The 18,386-nt window shown below is 72.0% G+C and carries 18 protein-coding genes; 7 read left to right on the top strand and 11 right to left on the bottom strand.

The window, feature by feature from the left end:
• Nucleotides 1–157: 157 nt before the first annotated feature.
• The 7 genes from ABZ939_RS34595 to ABZ939_RS34565 form a co-directional block, all read right to left on the bottom strand.
• A complete protein-coding gene (locus ABZ939_RS34595; protein WP_361864170.1) occupies nucleotides 158–1,771 on the bottom strand; it encodes an ABC transporter ATP-binding protein in 1,614 nt (537 codons plus the stop codon).
• Nucleotides 1,768–2,757: an ABC transporter permease gene (locus ABZ939_RS34590; RefSeq protein WP_361864169.1), complete on the bottom strand. Its 990-nt coding sequence runs from the start codon at nucleotides 2,755–2,757 to the stop codon at nucleotides 1,768–1,770. Before ABZ939_RS34590 ends, ABZ939_RS34595 begins: the two co-directional genes overlap by 4 nt.
• Complete coding sequence (locus ABZ939_RS34585) at nucleotides 2,754–3,803, bottom strand: ABC transporter permease (protein ID WP_361864167.1); 1,050 nt, start codon at nucleotides 3,801–3,803, stop codon at nucleotides 2,754–2,756. The genes ABZ939_RS34590 and ABZ939_RS34585 overlap by 4 nt, the downstream gene beginning before the upstream one ends.
• On the bottom strand, nucleotides 3,800–5,545 hold the full coding sequence (locus ABZ939_RS34580) for an ABC transporter substrate-binding protein (protein WP_361864166.1): 1,746 nt from the start codon (nucleotides 5,543–5,545) through the stop codon (nucleotides 3,800–3,802). The genes ABZ939_RS34585 and ABZ939_RS34580 overlap by 4 nt, the downstream gene beginning before the upstream one ends.
• A gap of 199 nt (nucleotides 5,546–5,744) precedes the next feature.
• The gene (locus tag ABZ939_RS34575; protein WP_361864164.1) at nucleotides 5,745–5,840 is read right to left on the bottom strand and encodes an Ms4533A family Cys-rich leader peptide; all 96 of its coding nucleotides are present in this window, start codon (nucleotides 5,838–5,840) and stop codon (nucleotides 5,745–5,747) included.
• Between the two features lie 101 nt (nucleotides 5,841–5,941).
• Entirely contained in the window at nucleotides 5,942–7,369 is a 1,428-nt protein-coding gene (locus ABZ939_RS34570) for a DUF3152 domain-containing protein (protein ID WP_361864162.1), read from the bottom strand.
• An 8-nt stretch (nucleotides 7,370–7,377) separates the two neighbouring features.
• The gene (locus tag ABZ939_RS34565; protein ID WP_361864161.1) at nucleotides 7,378–8,367 is read right to left on the bottom strand and encodes an alpha/beta hydrolase; all 990 of its coding nucleotides are present in this window, start codon (nucleotides 8,365–8,367) and stop codon (nucleotides 7,378–7,380) included.
• A gap of 134 nt (nucleotides 8,368–8,501) precedes the next feature.
• On the opposite strand from ABZ939_RS34565, the gene ABZ939_RS34560 reads away from it, so the two are divergent.
• The 4 genes from ABZ939_RS34560 to ABZ939_RS34545 all read left to right on the top strand — a co-directional run bounded on the left by ABZ939_RS34560 (nucleotide 8,502) and on the right by ABZ939_RS34545 (nucleotide 10,381).
• Nucleotides 8,502–8,717, top strand: a complete 216-nt coding sequence (locus tag ABZ939_RS34560; protein ID WP_361864159.1) for a hypothetical protein — start codon at nucleotides 8,502–8,504, stop codon at nucleotides 8,715–8,717.
• 147 nt (nucleotides 8,718–8,864) lie between these two features.
• Nucleotides 8,865–9,524, top strand: coding sequence for a TetR/AcrR family transcriptional regulator (locus ABZ939_RS34555; protein ID WP_361864157.1), 660 nt, complete (start codon nucleotides 8,865–8,867; stop codon nucleotides 9,522–9,524).
• 154 nt (nucleotides 9,525–9,678) lie between these two features.
• A complete protein-coding gene (locus ABZ939_RS34550) occupies nucleotides 9,679–9,906 on the top strand; it encodes a DUF3107 domain-containing protein (protein ID WP_361864155.1) in 228 nt (75 codons plus the stop codon).
• A 205-nt stretch (nucleotides 9,907–10,111) separates the two neighbouring features.
• Nucleotides 10,112–10,381, top strand: a complete 270-nt coding sequence (locus ABZ939_RS34545) for a hypothetical protein (protein ID WP_361864153.1) — start codon at nucleotides 10,112–10,114, stop codon at nucleotides 10,379–10,381.
• A 26-nt stretch (nucleotides 10,382–10,407) separates the two neighbouring features.
• Here ABZ939_RS34545 and ABZ939_RS34540 read toward each other — a convergent pair whose 3' ends face one another.
• Nucleotides 10,408–11,175: a ferritin-like fold-containing protein gene (locus ABZ939_RS34540; RefSeq protein ID WP_361864174.1), complete on the bottom strand. Its 768-nt coding sequence runs from the start codon at nucleotides 11,173–11,175 to the stop codon at nucleotides 10,408–10,410.
• Between the two features lie 478 nt (nucleotides 11,176–11,653).
• On the opposite strand from ABZ939_RS34540, the gene ABZ939_RS34535 reads away from it, so the two are divergent.
• A complete protein-coding gene (locus ABZ939_RS34535) occupies nucleotides 11,654–13,798 on the top strand; it encodes a DEAD/DEAH box helicase (protein ID WP_361864151.1) in 2,145 nt (714 codons plus the stop codon).
• A gap of 109 nt (nucleotides 13,799–13,907) precedes the next feature.
• Complete coding sequence (locus ABZ939_RS34530; RefSeq protein WP_361864149.1) at nucleotides 13,908–14,768, top strand: alpha/beta hydrolase; 861 nt, start codon at nucleotides 13,908–13,910, stop codon at nucleotides 14,766–14,768.
• A 29-nt stretch (nucleotides 14,769–14,797) separates the two neighbouring features.
• Here the strand turns inward: ABZ939_RS34530 and ABZ939_RS34525 are convergent, their stop codons facing one another.
• A complete protein-coding gene (locus tag ABZ939_RS34525) occupies nucleotides 14,798–15,724 on the bottom strand; it encodes an NYN domain-containing protein (RefSeq protein ID WP_361864147.1) in 927 nt (308 codons plus the stop codon).
• Between the two features lie 182 nt (nucleotides 15,725–15,906).
• On the opposite strand from ABZ939_RS34525, the gene ABZ939_RS34520 reads away from it, so the two are divergent.
• Complete coding sequence (locus ABZ939_RS34520) at nucleotides 15,907–16,059, top strand: hypothetical protein (RefSeq protein WP_128980654.1); 153 nt, start codon at nucleotides 15,907–15,909, stop codon at nucleotides 16,057–16,059.
• 94 nt (nucleotides 16,060–16,153) lie between these two features.
• On the opposite strand, the gene ABZ939_RS34515 is transcribed toward ABZ939_RS34520, so the two are convergent.
• Together ABZ939_RS34515 and ABZ939_RS34510 are read right to left on the bottom strand one after the other, a co-directional pair.
• The gene (locus ABZ939_RS34515) at nucleotides 16,154–16,759 is read right to left on the bottom strand and encodes a MarC family protein (RefSeq protein WP_361864145.1); all 606 of its coding nucleotides are present in this window, start codon (nucleotides 16,757–16,759) and stop codon (nucleotides 16,154–16,156) included.
• 717 nt (nucleotides 16,760–17,476) lie between these two features.
• Nucleotides 17,477–18,337 (bottom strand): PHP domain-containing protein, encoded by an 861-nt coding sequence (locus ABZ939_RS34510; protein ID WP_361864143.1) that lies wholly within the window; start codon nucleotides 18,335–18,337, stop codon nucleotides 17,477–17,479.
• Between the last annotated feature and the right edge of the window lie 49 nt (nucleotides 18,338–18,386).

Genomic DNA, 18,386 nt, shown 5'->3' with positions numbered 1-18,386 from the left:
GAATAGACTCAACTTTGTGTACGCTGGATGAGTCATAGACCTTGTACAGCGCACCGACGGACGGTTGTCCGTCGCGCCACCGGAAGGGGTGAATGCACGTAACTTTCCCACCCCGGTCGCGTTCCGTCGCGCTACGGGGCGTTTCGATCACACTGAGTCAGGCTGCGGCCAGCTCCTGGCGCTTCTCCTGGCGCCGCTCCCGGCGCTCCGCCGCGAGGACGGGATCGAGGGAGGGGACGGCGGCGAGCAGCTCTCTCGTGTACGGATCCCGGGGCGAGCCGTACACCTCCTCGACCGGACCCTGCTCGACGATCCGGCCCTTGCGCATGACCGCGACCCGGTCGCTGACCTGCCGCACCACGGCGAGGTCGTGGGCGATGAAGACCAGGGCGAGACCGAGTTCGCGCTGCAGCTCCGCGAGGAGCGCGGTGACCTGTGCCTGGGTGGTCACGTCGAGCGCGGAGACGGGTTCGTCGCAGACGATCAGTTTCGGTTCCGCGGCGAGCGCGCGGGCGATGCCGACGCGCTGGCGCTGCCCTCCGCTGAACTCGTGCGGGTAGGCGTCGTAGCGGTCGGGGTCGAGTCCGACCCGGTCGAGCAGCCCCCGTACCCGCGACCGGATCCGGGATTCGTCGCGGTCGCCCGAGGCGCGCAGCGGGTCCGCGACGGACTCACCGATCGAGCGGCGCGGGTTGAGCGAGGCAACGGGATCCTGGAACACCATCTGCAGCTCGCGCGAGAGGCCGGCGAGCTCCGTACCGCCGTAGCGGAGCCGGCCGCCGCTCGGATCGAGCAGCCGCACCAGCATCCGGCCGAGCGTCGTCTTGCCGCTGCCGGATTCCCCCACGATCCCCAGGGTCTCCCCCGCCCGCACGGCGAGCGACACTCCGTCGACGGCGGCGACGCGCGCCTTCCCTCGCCCGAACTCCCGCCGCAGGTCGACGGCTTCGAGCAGCGGCTCGCCCCCTGTGCGCGGCCGCTCGCGCAAGGGGCCGTCGAGGCGTGGCACTGCGGTGAGCAGGGTCCGGGTGTACGGCTCCGAGGGAGCGGCGAGGACGTCCCGTACCGGACCGCGTTCGACCTCACGCCCCGCCCGCATGACGAGCACGTCGTCGACGCTCTCCGCGGCCACGCCCACGTCGTGGGTGACCAGGAGCAGGCCCATGCCGGTCTCGCGCCGCAGCTCGTGCAGCAGGTCGAGGATCTGGGCCTGGACGGTGACGTCGAGCGCGGTGGTCGGTTCGTCGGCGATCAGCAGCCGCGGCTCGCAGGCGAGGGCCATCGCGATGAGCGCCCGCTGGCGCATGCCGCCGCTGAACTCGTGCGGGCGCGAGCGGGAGCGACGCGCGGCGTCCGGGATGCCGACGCGGTCCAGGACCTCGACCGCGCGGGCATGGGCGGCCCTTCTGGATGCCGGGTGATGGATCCGGTACACCTCGGCGATCTGGTCGCCGATCCCGATGTACGGGTCCAGGGACGACAGCGGATCCTGGAAGACCATCGCCGCCACTCCGCCCCGCAGCGCGCGCAGTTCGGCGGCGGAGGCCCGTCCGACGTCGATCCCGCCGACCTCGACCGTCCCCTCCACTCGTGCGCCCGTCCCCCGGTACAGCCCGAGGAGCGCGCCAGCGACCGTCGACTTCCCGCTGCCGGACTCGCCGACCAGGGCCAGCGCCCGGCCCGCGTCCAGGGTGAACGACAGTCCGTCCACGGCCCGTACGCCCCCGTCGAACTCCACCGTGAGGTCGGCGACCTCCACCAGCGAGGTCATGTCAGTACCACCCTTCGGTCGGCGGCGGCGTACAGCAGGTCGGCGATCACGTTCGCCAGGACCGCGGCCGTGCCGATCACCATCACCACACCCACCACCACCGGCAGGTCGATATCGCGCACCCCGTCGATGAGGGTCTTGCCGAGCCCGGGGATGCCGAAGAGCGACTCGGTGAGCACCGCCCCGCCGAACATCGAACCGAGGTCGACCGCGCTGAGCGCGATCACCGGCGGCACGGCGCCGCGCAGCGCGTGCCGGCCGACCACGGTCCGCTCGGCCACGCCGTACGCCCGGAGGGTGCGGATATGGTCCTCGGCGAGCGTCTCCAGGGTGGAACTCCTGGTCAGCCGGGCGTACTTGGCGGACTCGAAGAAGCCGAGGGTGATCCAGGGCAGGAGCATGTTCCACGCCCACTGCTCGGGGTCGTCGCCCAGCGGCACGTACGTCGGGAACGGCAGCCACTGCAGATACGCGCAGACCGCCATCAGCAGGAGCAGCCCGAGGATGAAGACGGGCGTGCCGGTCCCGGCGAGCGTCAGCACGGTCAGGGTCCGCTCGGTGAGGCCGCCGCGGCGCAGCGCCGAGAGCAGCCCGGTGCCGACGCCCAGGAAGAGCCAGATGACCATCGCGCCCAGGGCGAGCGAGGCGGTGGCGGGCAGCCGCTCGATGACGAGCTGGGTGACCTGCTGGTCGGTCTGGTAGGAGAGCCCGAGGCAGGGCGCGTCGCAGTGGAGCACGGAGGTACCGGTGCTGTAGTCGCGGCCGGCCACGATGCCCTGGAGGAACTGGCCGTACTGCGCCAGGACACTCTGATCCAGACCGAGCTGCTCGCGCACCTGGGCGACCTGCTGCGGGTTGCAGCGTTCGCCGCAGGCGAGCCGGGCGGGGTCGCCGGGCGCGAGGTAGAACAGCGCGTAGACGAGGACGGACAGCGCGAGGAGCACGAGTACGGCCCCCGCGAGCCGTTGTACGACGAATCGCGTCATGAGGACTGCTCCCTGGGCGATTCCTTGCTCGGTGGCTTGAGCGGTTCCCCGCGCGATTGCTTGCGCGGTTCCTCGCGCGATTCCTTGCGGGTGCCGACGCTCAGCCGGCTCGCCTCGCGCGGGTCGAGCGCCGCGCGCACCGCGTCCCCGAGCACCGTGAAGGCGAGCACGGTCACGAAGAGCAGTCCGGCGGGCAGCAGCACGTACGTCGGGTCGGCTCGGAACCAGGTCTGCGCGGAGGACAGCATCTGCCCCCATGAGGGCGTCGGCGGCTTCACGCCCACACCGAGGAAGGAGAGCGAGGCCTCGACGACCATGTTCACGGGCACGAGGATCGCCGCGTACGTGATGACGGGCGCGGCGAGCGACGGGACGAGCTCACGCCGGGCCACCCGCCACCGGCCGGAGCCCGCGAGCCGCGCCGCGGCCACGAAGTCCAGGCTCTTGAGGGTGAGGGTCTGCGCTCGCACGATCTTGGACGTACCGCCCCAGCCCAGGACGCCGATCACCAGGATCAGCAACAGGGGGCGCGGGAAGTCCGGGGGAACGACGGCGGTCAGGGCGATGGCGAGGACCAGCATCGGCAGCGCGACCAGGACGTCGGTCAGCCGGCCGAGGACGGCGTCGACGACACGGTTGCCGAGCCCCGCGGCCAGACCGATCACGAGCCCGATGAACACCTGGACGGCCGTCGCGCCGACGGCGACGAGGAGGGAGATCCGGGCGCCGTGGAGAAGCCGTACGAACAGGTCGCGACCGGTGCCCGGTTCGACGCCGAGCCAGTGGTCACCACTGATCCCGCCGAAGGAGCCGAGCGGGACCCCGCCGCGGGCCGAGTCGACGAGGTCGTCGTGGTACGTGGTGGCGTCCTGGCCGGCCAGCGCGGCGAGGAGCGGCGCGGCGGCCGCGAGGAGAACCAGCAGGGCGAGGACTCCGGCGGCGACGAACGCCGAGGGTCGGGTGCGAAGGCGCCGCCACACCTGCCGGGCGGTGCCCGTGGCGGGGATCTCCGCCACGGGCACCGTCGCTTCGGTCAGTGCCGTCACTTGACCGCGACCAGCGAGATGTCGAGGACGCCGGTCCAATCGCTGATGACGACGTTCTTGACGTCCTTGCCGACGAGCCGCTTGTAGACGGGGTGGAAGAGCGGCACGTCGAGCGCCTGCTCGCCGATCTTCTTGTCGAGCGCGCCCCAGCGGGCGGCGGCGGCCTTGAGGTCGGTCAGCTTGTTGATCTCGTCGATCTCCTTGTTGACCGCGGGGTCGTTGAGCTGCGCGTGGTTGTAGTTGGAGCCGTCGGTGACGATCTGGCGGCCGTCGAAGATCGGCGCGAGGAACGGGCCGCCGGCCGGCCAGTCGGCGCCCCAGCGGGAGAGGAAGAAGCCGGGCGCGTCCTTGACGCTCCACCGCTTCTCGTTGAAGGCGTTGGGCTCCTGGCCGTCGAGCTTCACCGTGATGCCGGCCTTGCCGAGCGCCTCCTGGACGGCGGTGGCGATCTCCGGGCTGGTCGTGCGGTTCTGCGCGGTGGAGTGCAGCAGCGTGACGGTGAGACCGTTCGGGTGACCGGCCTCTTTCAGGAGCTCCTTGGCCTTGGCCGGGTCACCGGTTTTGCCTGCCGGGAAGTGGTCGTAGGCCGTGAAGCCGAAGGCCTTCTGCTCGGGCAGGAAGGTGGTGGCGGGCTCGGCGAGCGCGGAGCCGCCGGCCGCGTTGACGACGCTGGTGCGGTTGATCGCGTACGAGATCGCCTGGCGCACCTTGATGTTGTCGAAGGGCTTCACCTTCGGGTTGAACGCGATGTAGTTGGTGAAGCCGAAGTGGCCGGTGCCGACGCGGGCGGCGAGCTCTTTGTCGGAGCCGATCTGGGCGAGCTCGGCCGGGCCGAGGTTGGTGTCGGTCGTGATGGCGGCGGCGTCCGCGCCCGAGGAGGTGGACAGGCGCTGGTTGATGACGGCCTCGTCCAGACCCGACCTGACGTCGATCTTGTCGGGATAGGCCTTGCGCTCTTCGTCGGTCTTGGGGTCCCAGTGCTCGTTGCGCTCCAGGACGAGGTGCTCGCCGTCGTTCTCGTTCTTCACGACCTTGTACGGGCCGGAGGAGATCGGGTGCTCCTCGTACTTCGCGCCGGTGTCCTTGGCCTTGGGGACCGGGGCGAACTGGGTCTGGGTGGCGAGGAACGGGAACTCGCCCTCGGGCTTCTTCAGCTTGAAGACGATCGTCTTCGAGTCGGGCGTGACGATCGAGTCGAGGCCCTTCCCCTTCTGTCCGTCGGGCGCGGCCTTGTACGGACCCTGGTAGGTGTCTCCACCGACCAGCCAGTCACGCAAGTACGGGGCGCCTCCGGAGAGTTCGGCCGCGAAGGAGCGCTCGATGCCGTACTTGACGTCGGCGCTGGTGATCGGGGTGCCGTCCTCGAACTTGAGGCCGTCCTTCAGCGTGTACGTCCACTCGGTGGCGTCCTTGTTGGGGCGGCCGATGTCGGTGGCGAGGTCGGGGACGACCTGGGTGCCGGCGGCGCCCGCCTCGCGGTTGCGGGTGGTGAGCGTACGGAAGACGAGGGTGGGGACGTTTCCGCCGCCGGAGGTGTAGAGGCGGGCGGGGTCGAAGTCGGACTGGGCGTCGGCGTTGAGGACGGTCAGGGTGCCGCCCTTCTGCGGCGCGCCCTCGTTCGCCCCACCGGCGGCCTTGGCGTCACCGTCCTTGGGACCGGCGCAGGCAACCGCGCCCGAGGTCAGGACGAGACCGATGGCGGCCGCTGCCAGGCGGCGCGATATGACGGACGGTTGACGCATGGGAAGACCTCTCGAATGGACACCGCGTGCTGCGGCGAAAGGGAACGCGAGAAATTCCGCACGCGGGCAGCGGCGACGAGAGGGAGTGCCCCGGTGAATACGTGAAGGCCGCGCCTGCGAGCGGGAGAGCGCCCGTGCGCGGAAATGCGGCGGCTGGGTCCGGGAAGGAGGAGAAGGGCCGACGCGCGCTCGGGCGGAGTCAGCTACAGAGAATGTCGGCCACGGTGTGTCCGCTCACGCCGATGAGCGCCAGCTCGATGGCGGCGCGCTCGAAGGTGACGTGACGGTGCGACATGCCGAGAAATATCTACGACCGTGGGACCGATGTCAACGCACGATCGGCGAATTCCGAGACGCGCGTCTCGCGATGCGGTCGGACCGTGATCGGACGGCGCCTCAACTCCCTGGATGCACCCAGGGGTTGGGGCGGCACTTGATGCCGTCGATGTCCAGCGACTTGGTCTGCTGCTGCATCACGGGGGCGAGCGCTCCGGGCGTGCGGCAGCTCACGTGGTCGTGCCCGAGGCGGTGTCCGACCTCGTGGTTGATGAGCATCTGGCGGTAGGCGAACATCGCCTTGTCGCCGAAGGTGTCCGAGCCCTGGGCCCAGCGGAACGCGTTGATCATCACGCGGGAGGTGGACGCGGAGTCGCAGGAGACGTTGTCGACGGTGGTGTCCAGGCCGGACTTCGCGCACCAGGTGCCGGTGGTGCCGGGACTGGCGAGGGTGATGACGAACTCGGGCTCCCCGCTGGAGATCCGCTCGAAGGTCATCTCGCCCTGACCGGCCCAGCTCCGCCGGTCGTTGAGGGTCTTCTGGACGGCCTGCGCGAAGAGCGCGGCGTCGAGTCCGAGCCCCTTCTCGACATCGACCCGGTAGCGGATCTTGCGGCCCTTGCCGGGCGCCTTCTCGAAGCCGGCCACCGCCTCGAACTCGCCCGAGCCCTTGAGCTTGGGGTCGATGGGGAACTGACGGGTCATCAACTGCTCGTACGTGGGCGGCGCGGGCGCGGCAGGCTCGGCGGGCGCGGCCTGCGGGGGTGTCGGCCGGTTGTCGGAGCGCGAGGCGCTGCCGTCCTCGACGGGCCGGTCGGCGGAGCCGTCGGCCGAGTGGGCCAGGGGGCTGCCCGAGCCCCCTTCGGCCACCTGGCCGGCCACGACGACGGCGAGGACGGTGGTGACGGCGGCGGCGGCGATGCCGGTGAGGGTCCGGCCCTTGCCGCCGGTCCGGGCCGGGGGCTGCTCGGGGAGTTCCTCGGGGGCGGTCTCGCGCCGCTGCCCCGGGATGAACGGGGTCTGCGCGGCGGTCTCGTCCCGCTCCGGGCGACGCGGTCCTTGCAGGTCTCCGTAGCGCTGGGGCCGCGGCGGCGTCTCGGCGTGTTCGGGATGCCCGCCCCGTACGGCCGTGTCGGCGGGGGCGGTGTACATCGGCGTGCCGTGCATCGGCGTGTCCCAGACCGGCCGGCCGGCCCCGCCGCTCTGCCCGTACGAGCCCTGCGGCCCCGGCCGCTGCCCGTACCCGCTCTGTGTTCCCGGGCTCTGCCCGTACGTGCTCTGTGTCCCCGGGCTCTGCCCGTAGGCGCCCTGGGCGTAGCCGGTCTGCCCGGCCCCCTGCTGCGGTCCCGCCCCGTGCCTCGGTCCGGCGCCGCCCTGGCGACCGTAGCCGCCCTGCCCGTACGGACTCTGCTGTCCGTACGCCTCCGGCGCGTACCCGTCCTGGCCCGGCGCGCGCCTGCGGCGTCCCGTCCCCGGCGCCGCCGCTTCCCGCTGCCCCGGTTCGGCCGGGGGAGCGGGCGCGGGGCCCTTCCGACTATGTCGTCCCACGCCCCGGATCAGCTCCCGCCGCTGTTGACTGTGCCGGCCTCTTCGCCGGCTTCGATCAGCTCCCGTACGGCCGTGGCGACCGTCTCGGGGTACTCCATCATCGCCACATGCCCGGCGTCGGGAAGCGTCAGGAGGCGCGAGCCGCGGAACGCGGCGGCCGCCTTGCGCGCCATCCGGAACGAAACGAGCTGGTCACGGCCGCCGTAGATGAGCAGCGTCGGTGCGAGCACCCGTTCCGCCTGCCGCCACAGACCGTGTTGACCGCCGAGCGTGTACGCGTCGACGATGCCGCGCGAGGACCGGGCCATGACGTCCCAGAAGTACGGGAGTTCCAGGCGCCGCTCCATCTCCTCCACCGCATGGCGGAAGCCCTCGTCGGTGACCCGGCCGGGGTCTCCGTAACAGAGGGAGAGCACTCCGCGGACCCGCTGCTCCGGCGTCCAGTCCTTGGTCAGCTTCGCGAACAGGGGCGCGACCCCCGGCAGAGCGAGGAACACGGTCGGCCAGGCGCTGCGCTGGGCGCGCAGCTCGGGCAGGGCCGGCGAGACCAGGGTGAGGGTGCGGACCAGGTCGGGGCGGACGGCGGCGACCCGGGTGGAGACGGCGCCGCCGAGCGAGTTGCCGATCAGGTGAACCGGTCCGCGGCCGCGTGCGTCGAGGAGTCGGATGACCGCCCGGGCGTGTCCGGTGACCGAGTAGTTGCTGTCGTCGGGCGGCGCGGAGTCGCCGAAGCCGGGCAGGTCGACGGCCTCCCCGTCGACGTGGTCGGCGAGCAGCGGCATCAGAGCGGACCAGTTCTGCGAGGAGCCGCCGAGGCCGTGGACGTAGAGCGCGGGCGCGAGCCCCGGCCGGTTGCCGGGCCGGGCGCGGACGGTCAGCGAGAGCCCGGGCAGGGCGACGGAGCGCAACTCCTCGCCGTCCGCGACCCGTACGGTGCGGACCCGCGACGCGGGCGGAGCGGCAGCGGTCCGGGTTTCCGGCAGCTCGGTCGACGACATGGCCGCAATATTACGAGACGATCACGCGGCAGCGCGTGTGGGTGGCGTCACAGGTACGGGTGCGCCGCGCGGGGTGTGCTCCTACGCTCGAAGAGAGGGCCATCGGAGAGGACCCGCATGCCGGAAGGAATCGCATGACTGTCGATCCGACCGAGCCGGACACATTCGCCGAGGAAGAGGTCGCAGTGCTCGACGAGGAAATCCCGGAGGCCGACGCCGCCGAGCAGCACACGGATGTCCAGCAGCAGGAGGACGAGCATCCCACGCATCTCGAACAGGACTCCGCGAACCCGGCGGACGCGTCCGAACAGGCACGGGTCGTCACCCTGGACGAAGACGACTACCGGTGATTTGTTCGGTTTAATCTTGAATCTCCTGTCGCCCCGGGCGTCCGGTCCGTGAAATTCTGCGTCCGCACCGCGCACAGCCGGGTTACCCAAAAGTACGATGGCGGGCGCGGCGCCACAGCGCGCATGGATCGATTTTTGGGAGGCGGCGTGACAGCCATCGAGCAGACAGAGGCAGCACGCCCTCGGGGCACGCGCCTGCCGCGCCGAGCCCGACGGAATCAGCTTCTGGGTGCGGCCCAGGAGGTGTTCGTCGCGCAGGGGTACCACTCCGCCGCGATGGACGACATCGCCGAACGGGCGGGCGTCAGCAAGCCGGTGCTCTACCAGCACTTCCCGGGCAAGCTGGAGCTCTACCTGGCCCTGCTCGACCAGCACTGCGAGGCGCTCCTCCAGGCCGTGCGCACGGCGCTGGCGTCCACGACGGACAACAAGCTCCGGGTCGAGGCGACGATGGACGCGTACTTCGCGTACGTGGAGGACGAGGGCGGCGCGTTCCGTCTGGTCTTCGAGTCCGACCTGACCAACGAGCCGGCCGTGCGCGAGCGGGTGGACCGGGTCAGCCTGCAGTGCGCCGAGGCGATCTCGGACGTGATCGCCGAGGACACGGGCCTGTCCAAGGACGAGTCGATGCTGCTGGCCGTGGGCCTGGGCGGCGTCTCACAGGTCGTGGCGCGCTATTGGCTCTCGAGCGAGTCCGCCATCCCCCGCGACAAGGCGGTGGCGCTGCTGACCTCGCTGGCCTGGCGCGGTATCGCCGGCTTCCCGCTGCACCCGACGGACGGCCAGCCGCCCGCCGAGGGCCGCTGAGCCGCCACCGAGCCCGCTCGCTGCCGGCCGGCCGCTTCCGGCTGTTCGCTCCTGGCGTTCCGCGGGTGCGCCGTACGGGTCCCCTCGCCGGGCTAATGTGTGCAGCGTACGGCGCGGGAGACGCGCAACGCTGACCGTTCGGAGGGACATAGCCGTGGAGGTCAAGATCGGCGTGCAGCACGCACCCCGGGAGATCGTTCTGGAGAGCGGGCAGTCCGCCGAGGAGGTCGAGCGCGCCGTGGCCGACGCGCTGGCCGGCAAGGCGACCCTGCTCAGCCTCACGGACGAGAAGGGCCGCAAGGTCCTGATCCCGGCCGAGAAGATCGCGTACGTGGAGATCGGTGAGCCCGCGGTCCGCCGGGTGGGCTTCGGCGCGCTCTGAGGCGTACGGCTGAACAGGGGAAGGCCCGGCGGATTCCGATCCGCCGGGCCTTCCGTGCGTCCTGGCCTCGGCTCGGGCCACCTCGGGCCTACGCCGTGGGCGAATGTCCTGGTGAGGGGCGCCGAGGAGGATTGCGTCCGGGGCGGCCCGGGTAGTACGGCCTACGACCGAATTGCCCGCCCCGCACCGCACGCGAGGTGATCCCGTGTTCCTGGAAGCCCTCGGCTCCGCCCTGCTCGGACTCGCCCTGGCCTGGGCCGCCGTGCACCGGCTGCCCGACCGCCTCCCCGCACGTGGGGTCGTCCTCACCACGGGCTCACTGGGTGCCGTGTTCGGCGCCCTGGTGACCCATGGGGCCCTGGGCCCCGGCCACGCCCTGGCCACACTGATCGGGGCGGTCGCGATCGCGGCTGTCCTGCTCTCGCTGCTGATCCGCCCGGCCTCGCGCCGTCTGCGCCGATCAGCGGCGGCGTGAACAGCGCCGCCGCCGAGGAACGACTGTCACGCCGCCAGACCCAGCGCCGCCATGCGCTTGGTGTGGGCCTCGGTGATCCGGGAGAACATCCGGCCGACCTCCGCCAGGTCGAAGCCGTCCGCCACACCGCCGACCAGCATCGTGGACAGCGCGTCGCGCTCGGCGACCACGCGCTGCGCCTGCGAGAGCGCCTCGCCCATCAGCCGGCGCGCCCACAGCGCGAGCCGTCCGCCGACGCGCGGGTCGGCCTCGATCGCGGCGCGGACCTTTTCCACGGCGAAGTTGCCGTGGCCCGTGTCGTCGAGCACCGAGAGCACGAGCCCGCGCGTGTCGGAGTCGAGACGGGCCGCCACCTCCCGGTAGAAGTCGCTGGCGATCGAGTCGCCTACATACGCCTTGACCAGGCCCTCCAGCCAGTCCGACGGCGCGGTCTGCCGGTGGAAGTCGTCCAGCGCCTTGGCGAACGGCTCCATCGCGGCCGTCGGCTCGGCCTCCACGGCGGCCAGCCGGTCCCGCAGCTGCTCGAAGTGGTGGAACTCCGCGGAGGCCATCTTCGCCAGCTCCGCCTTGTCCGCGAGCGTCGGCGCGAGCTTCGCGTCCTCGGCGAGGCGCTCGAAGGCCGCGAGCTCGCCGTAGGCCAGCGCGCCGAGCAGGTCGACGACCGCGGCACGGTACTGCGGCTCGGCGGATGCCGTGGCCCAGTCCTGGGCGGCGATCCCGGTGAACTCTTCGGCGGTCTCCGCGGCGTTCTCTCCGGCGGGCGTGGCGTTGTCAGGCGTCTCCATGAAGCGCACAATAGCCCGCTCGCCGACCCGAGTAAGGCCCTGGTCAGTCACTGTGACCGCGCCCTCATCACGAATTCTCCCAACACACATGCGCGATTCCGGGGTACAGTGGTAAAGCGCCTGCTGAGTATGCGGACATGCTTTCGCACGTTCGGACGTACCCGGTGGGCCGACTCATGAATGAGGATGCCCGGTCGGTGGCCCGACTGGCTCCGACCCGACAACCCTCCCCGCGCCCCCGCAGGAGGGACCCTCAGCGGCACGACGCTCGAGCGACGGCAGTGGTCCCGCGCCACCCGGCTGTGATCCATTCGTCGATCCGGCCGGAAGTGACTCGGCACGGTACGACCCCCAGCGTTCGCCTCGCGCCGCGTCTCACAGAAGAGGCAGCACCCTGACTACGACTTTCCGAGAGCTCGGGATTCTTCCCGAGACGGCCGAGGCGCTCGAAGCCGTCGGCATCGTGTCCCCCTTTCCCATCCAGGAGATGACCCTCCCGGTCGCCCTCTCCGGCACCGACGTCATCGGCCAGGCCAAGACCGGCACCGGCAAGACGCTCGGCTTCGGTCTGCCCCTCCTGGAGCGCGTCACCGTCCCCGCGGACGTCGAGGCCGGCCGGGCCAAGCCCGAGCAGCTGACCGACGCCCCGCAGGCACTGGTCGTCGTTCCGACCCGCGAGCTGTGCACCCAGGTCACCAACGACCTGCTGACCGCCGGCAAGGTCCGTAACGTCCGCGTGCTCGCCATCTACGGCGGCCGGGCGTACGAGCCCCAGGTCGAGGCGCTCAAGAAGGGCGTCGACGTGATCGTCGGCACCCCGGGCCGCCTGCTCGACCTGGCCGGCCAGCGCAAGCTCGACCTGTCCCATGTCAAGGCCCTGGTCCTCGACGAGGCAGACGAGATGCTCGACCTGGGCTTCCTGCCCGACGTCGAGAAGATCATCAACATGCTTCCGGCGAAGCGTCAGACCATGCTGTTCTCGGCGACCATGCCGGGCGCCGTCATCGGTCTGGCCCGCCGCTACATGTCGCAGCCCACGCACATCCGCGCCACCGCGCCGGACGACGAGGGCGTGACCGTCGCCAACATCACGCAGCGCGTCTACCGCGCGCACTCCATGGACAAGCCGGAGCTGATCTCGCGCGTCCTGCAGGCCAACGGCCGCGGGCTCGCGATGATCTTCTGCCGTACGAAGCGCACGGCGGCCGACATCGCCGAGCAGCTGGAGCGGCGCGGCTTCGCGTCCGGCGCGGTCCACGGCGACCTGGGCCAGGGCGCCCGCGAGCAGGCTCTGCGCGCGTTCCGCAACGGCAAGGTCGACGTGCTCGTCTGCACCGACGTCGCCGCCCGCGGTATCGACGTCGAGGGCGTCACGCACGTCATCAACTACCAGTCGCCCGAGGACGAGAAGACGTTCCTCCACCGCGTGGGCCGCACCGGCCGCGCGGGCGCCAAGGGCACGGCGGTGACGCTGGTCGACTGGGACGACATCCCGCGCTGGCAGCTGATCAACAAGGCGCTGGGTCTGGACTTCCACGACCCGGTCGAGACCTACTCCAGCTCCCCGCACCTCTTCGAGGAGCTGGACATCCCGGCGGGCACCAAGGGTGTCCTGCCGCGCGCCGAGCGGACCCGTGCGGGTCTGGGCGCGGAGGAGCTCGAGGACCTGGGCGAGCCCGGCGGCCGCGGCGGCCGCGGCCGCAAGCAGGCCGCCCCGGCGGCCGAGGAGCGTCCGGAGCGTACGCGCACCCCGCGCCAGCGTCGCCGTACGCGTGGTGGATCCGCCCTGGACGAGGCGGCAGCCACCACCGCCGCCGTCGCTCCGGTGGCCGAGGACGCTCCGGCGGAGCCGCGCACCCCGCGCCGCCGCCGTCGCACCCGTACGGGCGCCGCGTCGGGCGCGCCGGTCGTGGAGGCCGCTGCCGCTCCGGTGAAGGAGGCCCCCGCGGCTCCCAAGGCCGCGGCCGCTCCGGTGGTCACCGCCGCTCCGGTGGCTCCCAAGGCCACTGCCGCCCCGGTGGCTACCGTGGTCGCGCAGGCCACGCCGGTGGACGAGGCCCCCAAGGCCCCGCGCCGCCGCCGTACGCGCATCGTGAAGCCCGAGGAGACCGTGACCTTCCAGACCGTGGAGACCGCGGCCGCCGCCCTCGCGGCGGCGGAGCCGGTCGCTCCGGTCGCCGAGGCGGTCAAGCCGGTCGAGACGGTCGAGGAGCCCAAGAAGGCCCCCCGCCGCCGTACGACGAAGAAGGCCGCCGCCGCGGTGGTCGAGACGGCCCCCGTGGCCGCCGAGATCGTCGAGGTCGCCGCTGTCGTCGAGGAGGCCCCCAAGGCTCCTCGCCGCCGCACGACGAAGAAGGCCGTCGCCGCCGAGGCCCCGGCCGTCGAGGTCGCCGAGGTCGCCGCCGTCGTCGAGGAGGCCCCCAAGGCTCCTCGCCGCCGCACGACGAAGAAGGCCGTCGCCGCCGAGGCGCCCGACGCCTCCGAGCCGAAGGCGGCCCCGCGCCGCCGCACGGTGAAGAAGGCGGCCGCCGCTCCGGCGGAGGCCACCGACACCGCTGGGACGACCGAGGCCCCCAAGGCCCCGCGTCGCCGCACGACGAAGAAGGCCGCGGCCGCCACGACCGAGAGCTGACGCGTCGTCGCACCGCCCTCAGCGGCCCGGTCCCTCCCCAGGGGCCGGGCCGCTGTGCTGTCCGACCTGTGCTGTCCGACCCCTTCCGAGCAGCGGTTACAGTCCCTCTATGAGCAAGCCCCGGTCCCTGGCGCCGCCGCCGCGCACCCGTGCCTACCGGCTGGTGACGGCACGCGGCGCCTTCGCCGTCCTGGACACCGCGCCCGAGGGCGAGGCCCGCGGCACCGTGCTGCTGCTGCCCGGCTACACGGGCAGCAAGGAGGACTTCCTCGCGCTGCTCGGGCCGCTGAGCGACGCCGGATACCGCGCCGTCGCGGTCGACGGGCGGGGGCAGCACGAGAGCCCGGGGCCGCGGCACCGGTCCGCGTACAGCCGCCGGGCGCTGGCCCTCGACGCCGTCGCCCAGGCGGGGGCGCTCGGCGACGGGCCCGTGCATCTGCTGGGGCACTCGTTCGGCGGGGTGGTGGCCCGGGGGGCGGCTCTGCTGGCCCCGGAGGCGTTCCGTTCGCTGACGCTCCTGTCGTCGGGGCCCGGTCCGGTCGCCCGCCCGCAACGCATCCGGGTCCGGGTGCTGCGGGGCGCGCTCGCGGTGCTTCCCAAGGAGCGGGTGTGGCGGGCCACGCGCTGGCTGGACAGTCGCGGCGAGGAGCCGGGAGTTACGGACCCGCCGGAGATCGTGACGTTCCTGCGGCACCGCTGGATGAGCACGCAGATCTCCCAACTGTCGGTGGCGGGGCGGCTGTTGAGGCGCGACCGGGACGGTTCGGCCCATCTGGCGCAGCTCACCGTGCCGTTGCACATCGCCTACGGGGACGAGGAGATGGTCTGGCCGACGGCGGGCCTGGCGGAGGCGGCGGTGCGCACCGGCGCCCATCACACGGTGGTCGTGGGTGCGGGCCACTCCCCCAACGTGTCCCATCCGCAGGAACTGGCCGACCGGCTGACCGCGTTCTGGGAGCGCTGCCCGTAGCGCGTGGCGGCCGGCGGGGCCGCTCGTGACTAGTACTGCGCCTGGAGGTGCTGCCAGAAGCCGTCGCGCAGCGCCCTCCTGAGCGCCGCGTGTCCGCGCAGCGAGCGGCTGAGCAGCTTCTCCGCCTCGATCAGCAGGTCCTGGTCGACCGGTCCGGGCAGATACGGATGTCCGGGCAGCAGCTCGGCCATCGCGTCGCGGCCCCGCTCGACGAGCCAGGTCGCGGCGATCTGGGCGCCGACGAACCGGACCTCGTCGCGGGAAGGCGGGGGCTCGCCCTCGTTCTCGTACGTCGTGACGGGCCGTCGGGTGACGTACGGGCGGCAGAAGTCGAGGTCGAAGGTGCGCTGGCTGTCGACCTCCCAGAGCAGCGGCTCGGCCTGGTTGCGGCCCTCGGCGGCCTCGATGCCCCAGAGGTGGACGCGGGCCCCGTACCCCTGGGCCGCCTCGACGGCCGAGACGAGGTCCTCGTCGCCGCCGACGAGGGCGGCGTCGCTGATGGCGCGGTGCCGGGCGAGGGACTCCAGGTCGGAGCGGATGAGGGAGTCGACGCCCTTCTGCTGGTTGTTGGCGTTGAGGTTGCCGAGGCGGACCTTGACGTCGGGCAGCTCGGCGATCGACTGCTGCTCGGGGGTGTGGATCCGGCGGCGTGCGCCGTCGTACCAGTAGACGCGCAGCAGCCGGCTGTCCGCGAAGATCGTGCGGGCCTTGTCGATGAAGGCCTCGATCAGCCCCTCGGCGTCGAGGTCGAAGGAGCGGCGGTCCTCGGTGCCCGCGACCAGCAACCCGGCCGCAGCATAGACGTAACCTGCGTCGACGAAGATGGCATGGGTCGAAGGGGTCTTCGCCACCTCGGCCAGCATCCGCTGGAGGAGCTCATTGGTGCGCTCCAGGCGGGCGCCGATGTCACGGAGCGGGTCACCGGGCGTCGTCTGTGGTGTCTCTGCGTCGTTCATACCGGCCTCATTCTCCGCCGCTCGGGCCCTGCCCGCCAATGTCCCCTACCGCTTAGTAGTTAGCCATCCAAAAAATTTCCTTAGCGTAGGGAATGTTTGCAGGATGCACCTCGTTGGACCATACGTAACAGGCAACACAGTTCTCCAGCAGGAGGATCAACTCCAGACGAAGGGAGAAGCCCATGCGCTTCGAAATCCTGCGACTCGACGACATCGACGGCACGCCCGTCGACCGCACCGTCGTGGACGCCGCCTCCGTCAACCGGATCGTGCAGCAGGCCGCCTCGATCGGCCAGCGCATCTGGATCCGCCCGGCCGAGACCACGGCCTCATAACAAGGCAACGCTCAGACGCACCGCGCCCCCGCATGGACTCCGTGAACCGGAATCCGTACGGGGGCGCAGTGGTGTTCGGGGGGCGTGACAGGCCCTAGGCGCCTTGGACGATCTGCATCACGCCGTTGATGATCTGCTGCACGGCGATGGCCGAGAGCATCATCCCGGCGAGCCGGGTCACGAGCACGACGCCGCCGTCCTTGATGACGCGGATGATCAGCAGCGAGTAGCGCATGGTCAGCCAGAGCACGACGTGCATGGCGACGATCGCGGCCCAGACGGAGATCTGGGCGCCGGCGCCGTCGGCGTGCTGCACGGCGAGGATCACGGACACGATCGCACCGGGCCCGGCGAGCAGCGGCATGCCGAGGGGAACGAGGGCGACGTTGACGTCCTTGGTCTGCTTGGGCTCGTCGGTCTTGCCGGTGAGCAGGTCGAGCGCGATGAGCAGCAGAAGCAGACCGCCCGCGATCATCAGCGCGGGAACGGACACGTGGAGGTAGTCGAGGATCTGCTGCCCGAGGATCCCGAAGACGGTGATGACCCCGAAGGCCACGGCGACGGCCTGCCAGGCCATCCGCCGCTGGACCTTGACGGGCCGGCCGGAGGTGAGCGCGAGGAAGATCGGGGTGATCCCGGGGGGATCCATGATCACAAAAAGGGTCAGAAACAGCGAGCCGAAGACGGCGACGTCGAACACGGTGAGCCTTGCGATGTGGGGTGTACGAGGGGTGGGTGGGCGCGCCCGGGGGGCGCGGTGGGTGAAACGCGGTGCGGGCCGCCCTGACGGTCCGAGGCCCGGCCGACGACAAGTGCCCGAGCGGCCTCCCGCCGGGGGATTCCGCCAGAACCGACCGGACCCCGCCGGGACGCTGCGGCCTCCAGCCGGAGGTCTCCGCCGGGACCCTGCGGCTCCAGCCGGAGACCCACCGGGCGGCGCCCGGACTGCCCCGGGGCACTCCCGTCGGCGACTCGCCGAGAACCCAGCCGGACTCCGTCAGGAGGTCCCGCCGGGACCCTGCGGCTCCAGCCGGAGACCGACCGGGCGGCGCCCGGACTGCCCCGGGGCACTCCCGTCGGCGACCCGGCCGGAACCGACCGGACTCCGCCTGGCGATGCCCGTCGGTGTCCCGCGACCGGATGCCGTCATGGACCCAGCCGGACTCCGTCAGGAGATCCCGACGAGAATCGAGCCGGGCCCCCGGGCGCCGGGAGGCGCCGTGGGAAGTCCAGCCAGCCGCCAGGGTGGTCCGCCGGGAACGCCCGCGTCGGCGTCCCGCCGAGGCTGACCGCCAGGGCGGCCGGCCGCAGGCCGACCGGGCTGCCGTCGGGTGGTCCGCGGTGGCGTCCGCCGAGGACGGCCGGGCGGGGGCAGTGCGGCCCCCCGATTCGAGCCGGGTGGCGGGCCCGTCAGGGGCTACGCGGGTCCGCCCGTGCCCGGGACCGGGAAGGCGCCCGTGGCTCGGCGGGTGATCTCGCCGTAGATCTCGGGGTCGGTGGTGAAGTCGCCGAGGCGGCACGTCTTGCGGGTGCCGTGGTAGTCGCTGGAGCCCGTCGCGAGCAGCCCGAGCTCCTTCGCGAGCCCCCGCAGCCGCGCCCGCGTCGCCTCGTCGTGGTCCATGTGGTCGACCTCGATGCCGTCGAGGCCGGCCTCCGCGAGCCGGGCGATCGCGGACTCCGGCACGACCTCGCCGCGCTTGACGGCGAGCGGATGCGCGAAGACCGTGACGCCGCCGGCCGCCTTCACGAGCCGGATCGCGTCGAACGGGTCGAGCTCGTGCTTCTCCACGTACGCCCGCCCGCCGTCCGCCAGCCACTCCGGCGTGAACGCCCCGGACACATCCGGTACGACGCCGAGTTCGACCAGCGCCTCCGCGACGTGCGGGCGGCCCACCGAGCCGTCCCCCGCGATCCGGGCGACCTGCTCCCAGGTGACCGGCACGCCGAGCTCCTGGAGCTTGCCGACCATCGCCCGGGCGCGCGGCACCCGGTCGTCCCTGACCAGCTCGCGCTCGGCGGCCAGTTCGGGCTCCTCCGGGTCGAAGAGGTACGCGAGCATGTGCAGGCCGACCCCGTCGATCCGGCAGGACAGCTCGGCTCCGGTGACGAGGGTCAGCCCCTCGGGAAGCGCGGCGATCGCCTCGGCGTACCCACGCGTCGTGTCGTGGTCGGTGAGGGCGACGACGTCGAGCCCGGCGGCCGCGGCGTTACGGACCAGCTCGGCCGGGGTGTCCGTACCGTCCGACGCCGTGGAGTGGGTGTGCAGATCGATGCGCACGACGCGGTACTCCTGGGCTCGGGGCGGACGAAGGGGACGCTCCAGCATA

It is taken from the genome of Streptomyces sp. NPDC046712 (assembly GCF_040645695.1).
Taxonomy (GTDB): domain Bacteria; phylum Actinomycetota; class Actinomycetes; order Streptomycetales; family Streptomycetaceae; genus Streptomyces.
The sequence above is the reverse complement of the archived record's forward strand: the minus strand, read 5'-3'. Positions and strand labels throughout refer to the sequence as shown.

Coding starts and splice junctions, on each gene's coding strand:
- ABZ939_RS34595 (WP_361864170.1), bottom strand. CDS start 1,771: ATGACCTCGCTGGTGGAGGTCGCCGACCTCACGGTGGAGTTCGACGGG.
- ABZ939_RS34590 (WP_361864169.1), bottom strand. CDS start 2,757: ATGACGCGATTCGTCGTACAACGGCTCGCGGGGGCCGTACTCGTGCTC.
- ABZ939_RS34580 (WP_361864166.1), bottom strand. CDS start 5,545: ATGCGTCAACCGTCCGTCATATCGCGCCGCCTGGCAGCGGCCGCCATC.
- ABZ939_RS34575 (WP_361864164.1), bottom strand. CDS start 5,840: ATGTCGCACCGTCACGTCACCTTCGAGCGCGCCGCCATCGAGCTGGCG.
- ABZ939_RS34565 (WP_361864161.1), bottom strand. CDS start 8,367: ATGTCGTCGACCGAGCTGCCGGAAACCCGGACCGCTGCCGCTCCGCCC.
- ABZ939_RS34560 (WP_361864159.1), top strand. CDS start 8,502: ATGACTGTCGATCCGACCGAGCCGGACACATTCGCCGAGGAAGAGGTC.
- ABZ939_RS34535 (WP_361864151.1), top strand. CDS start 11,654: ATGACCCTCCCGGTCGCCCTCTCCGGCACCGACGTCATCGGCCAGGCC.
- ABZ939_RS34530 (WP_361864149.1), top strand. CDS start 13,908: ATGAGCAAGCCCCGGTCCCTGGCGCCGCCGCCGCGCACCCGTGCCTAC.
- ABZ939_RS34525 (WP_361864147.1), bottom strand. CDS start 15,724: ATGAACGACGCAGAGACACCACAGACGACGCCCGGTGACCCGCTCCGT.
- ABZ939_RS34520 (WP_128980654.1), top strand. CDS start 15,907: ATGCGCTTCGAAATCCTGCGACTCGACGACATCGACGGCACGCCCGTC.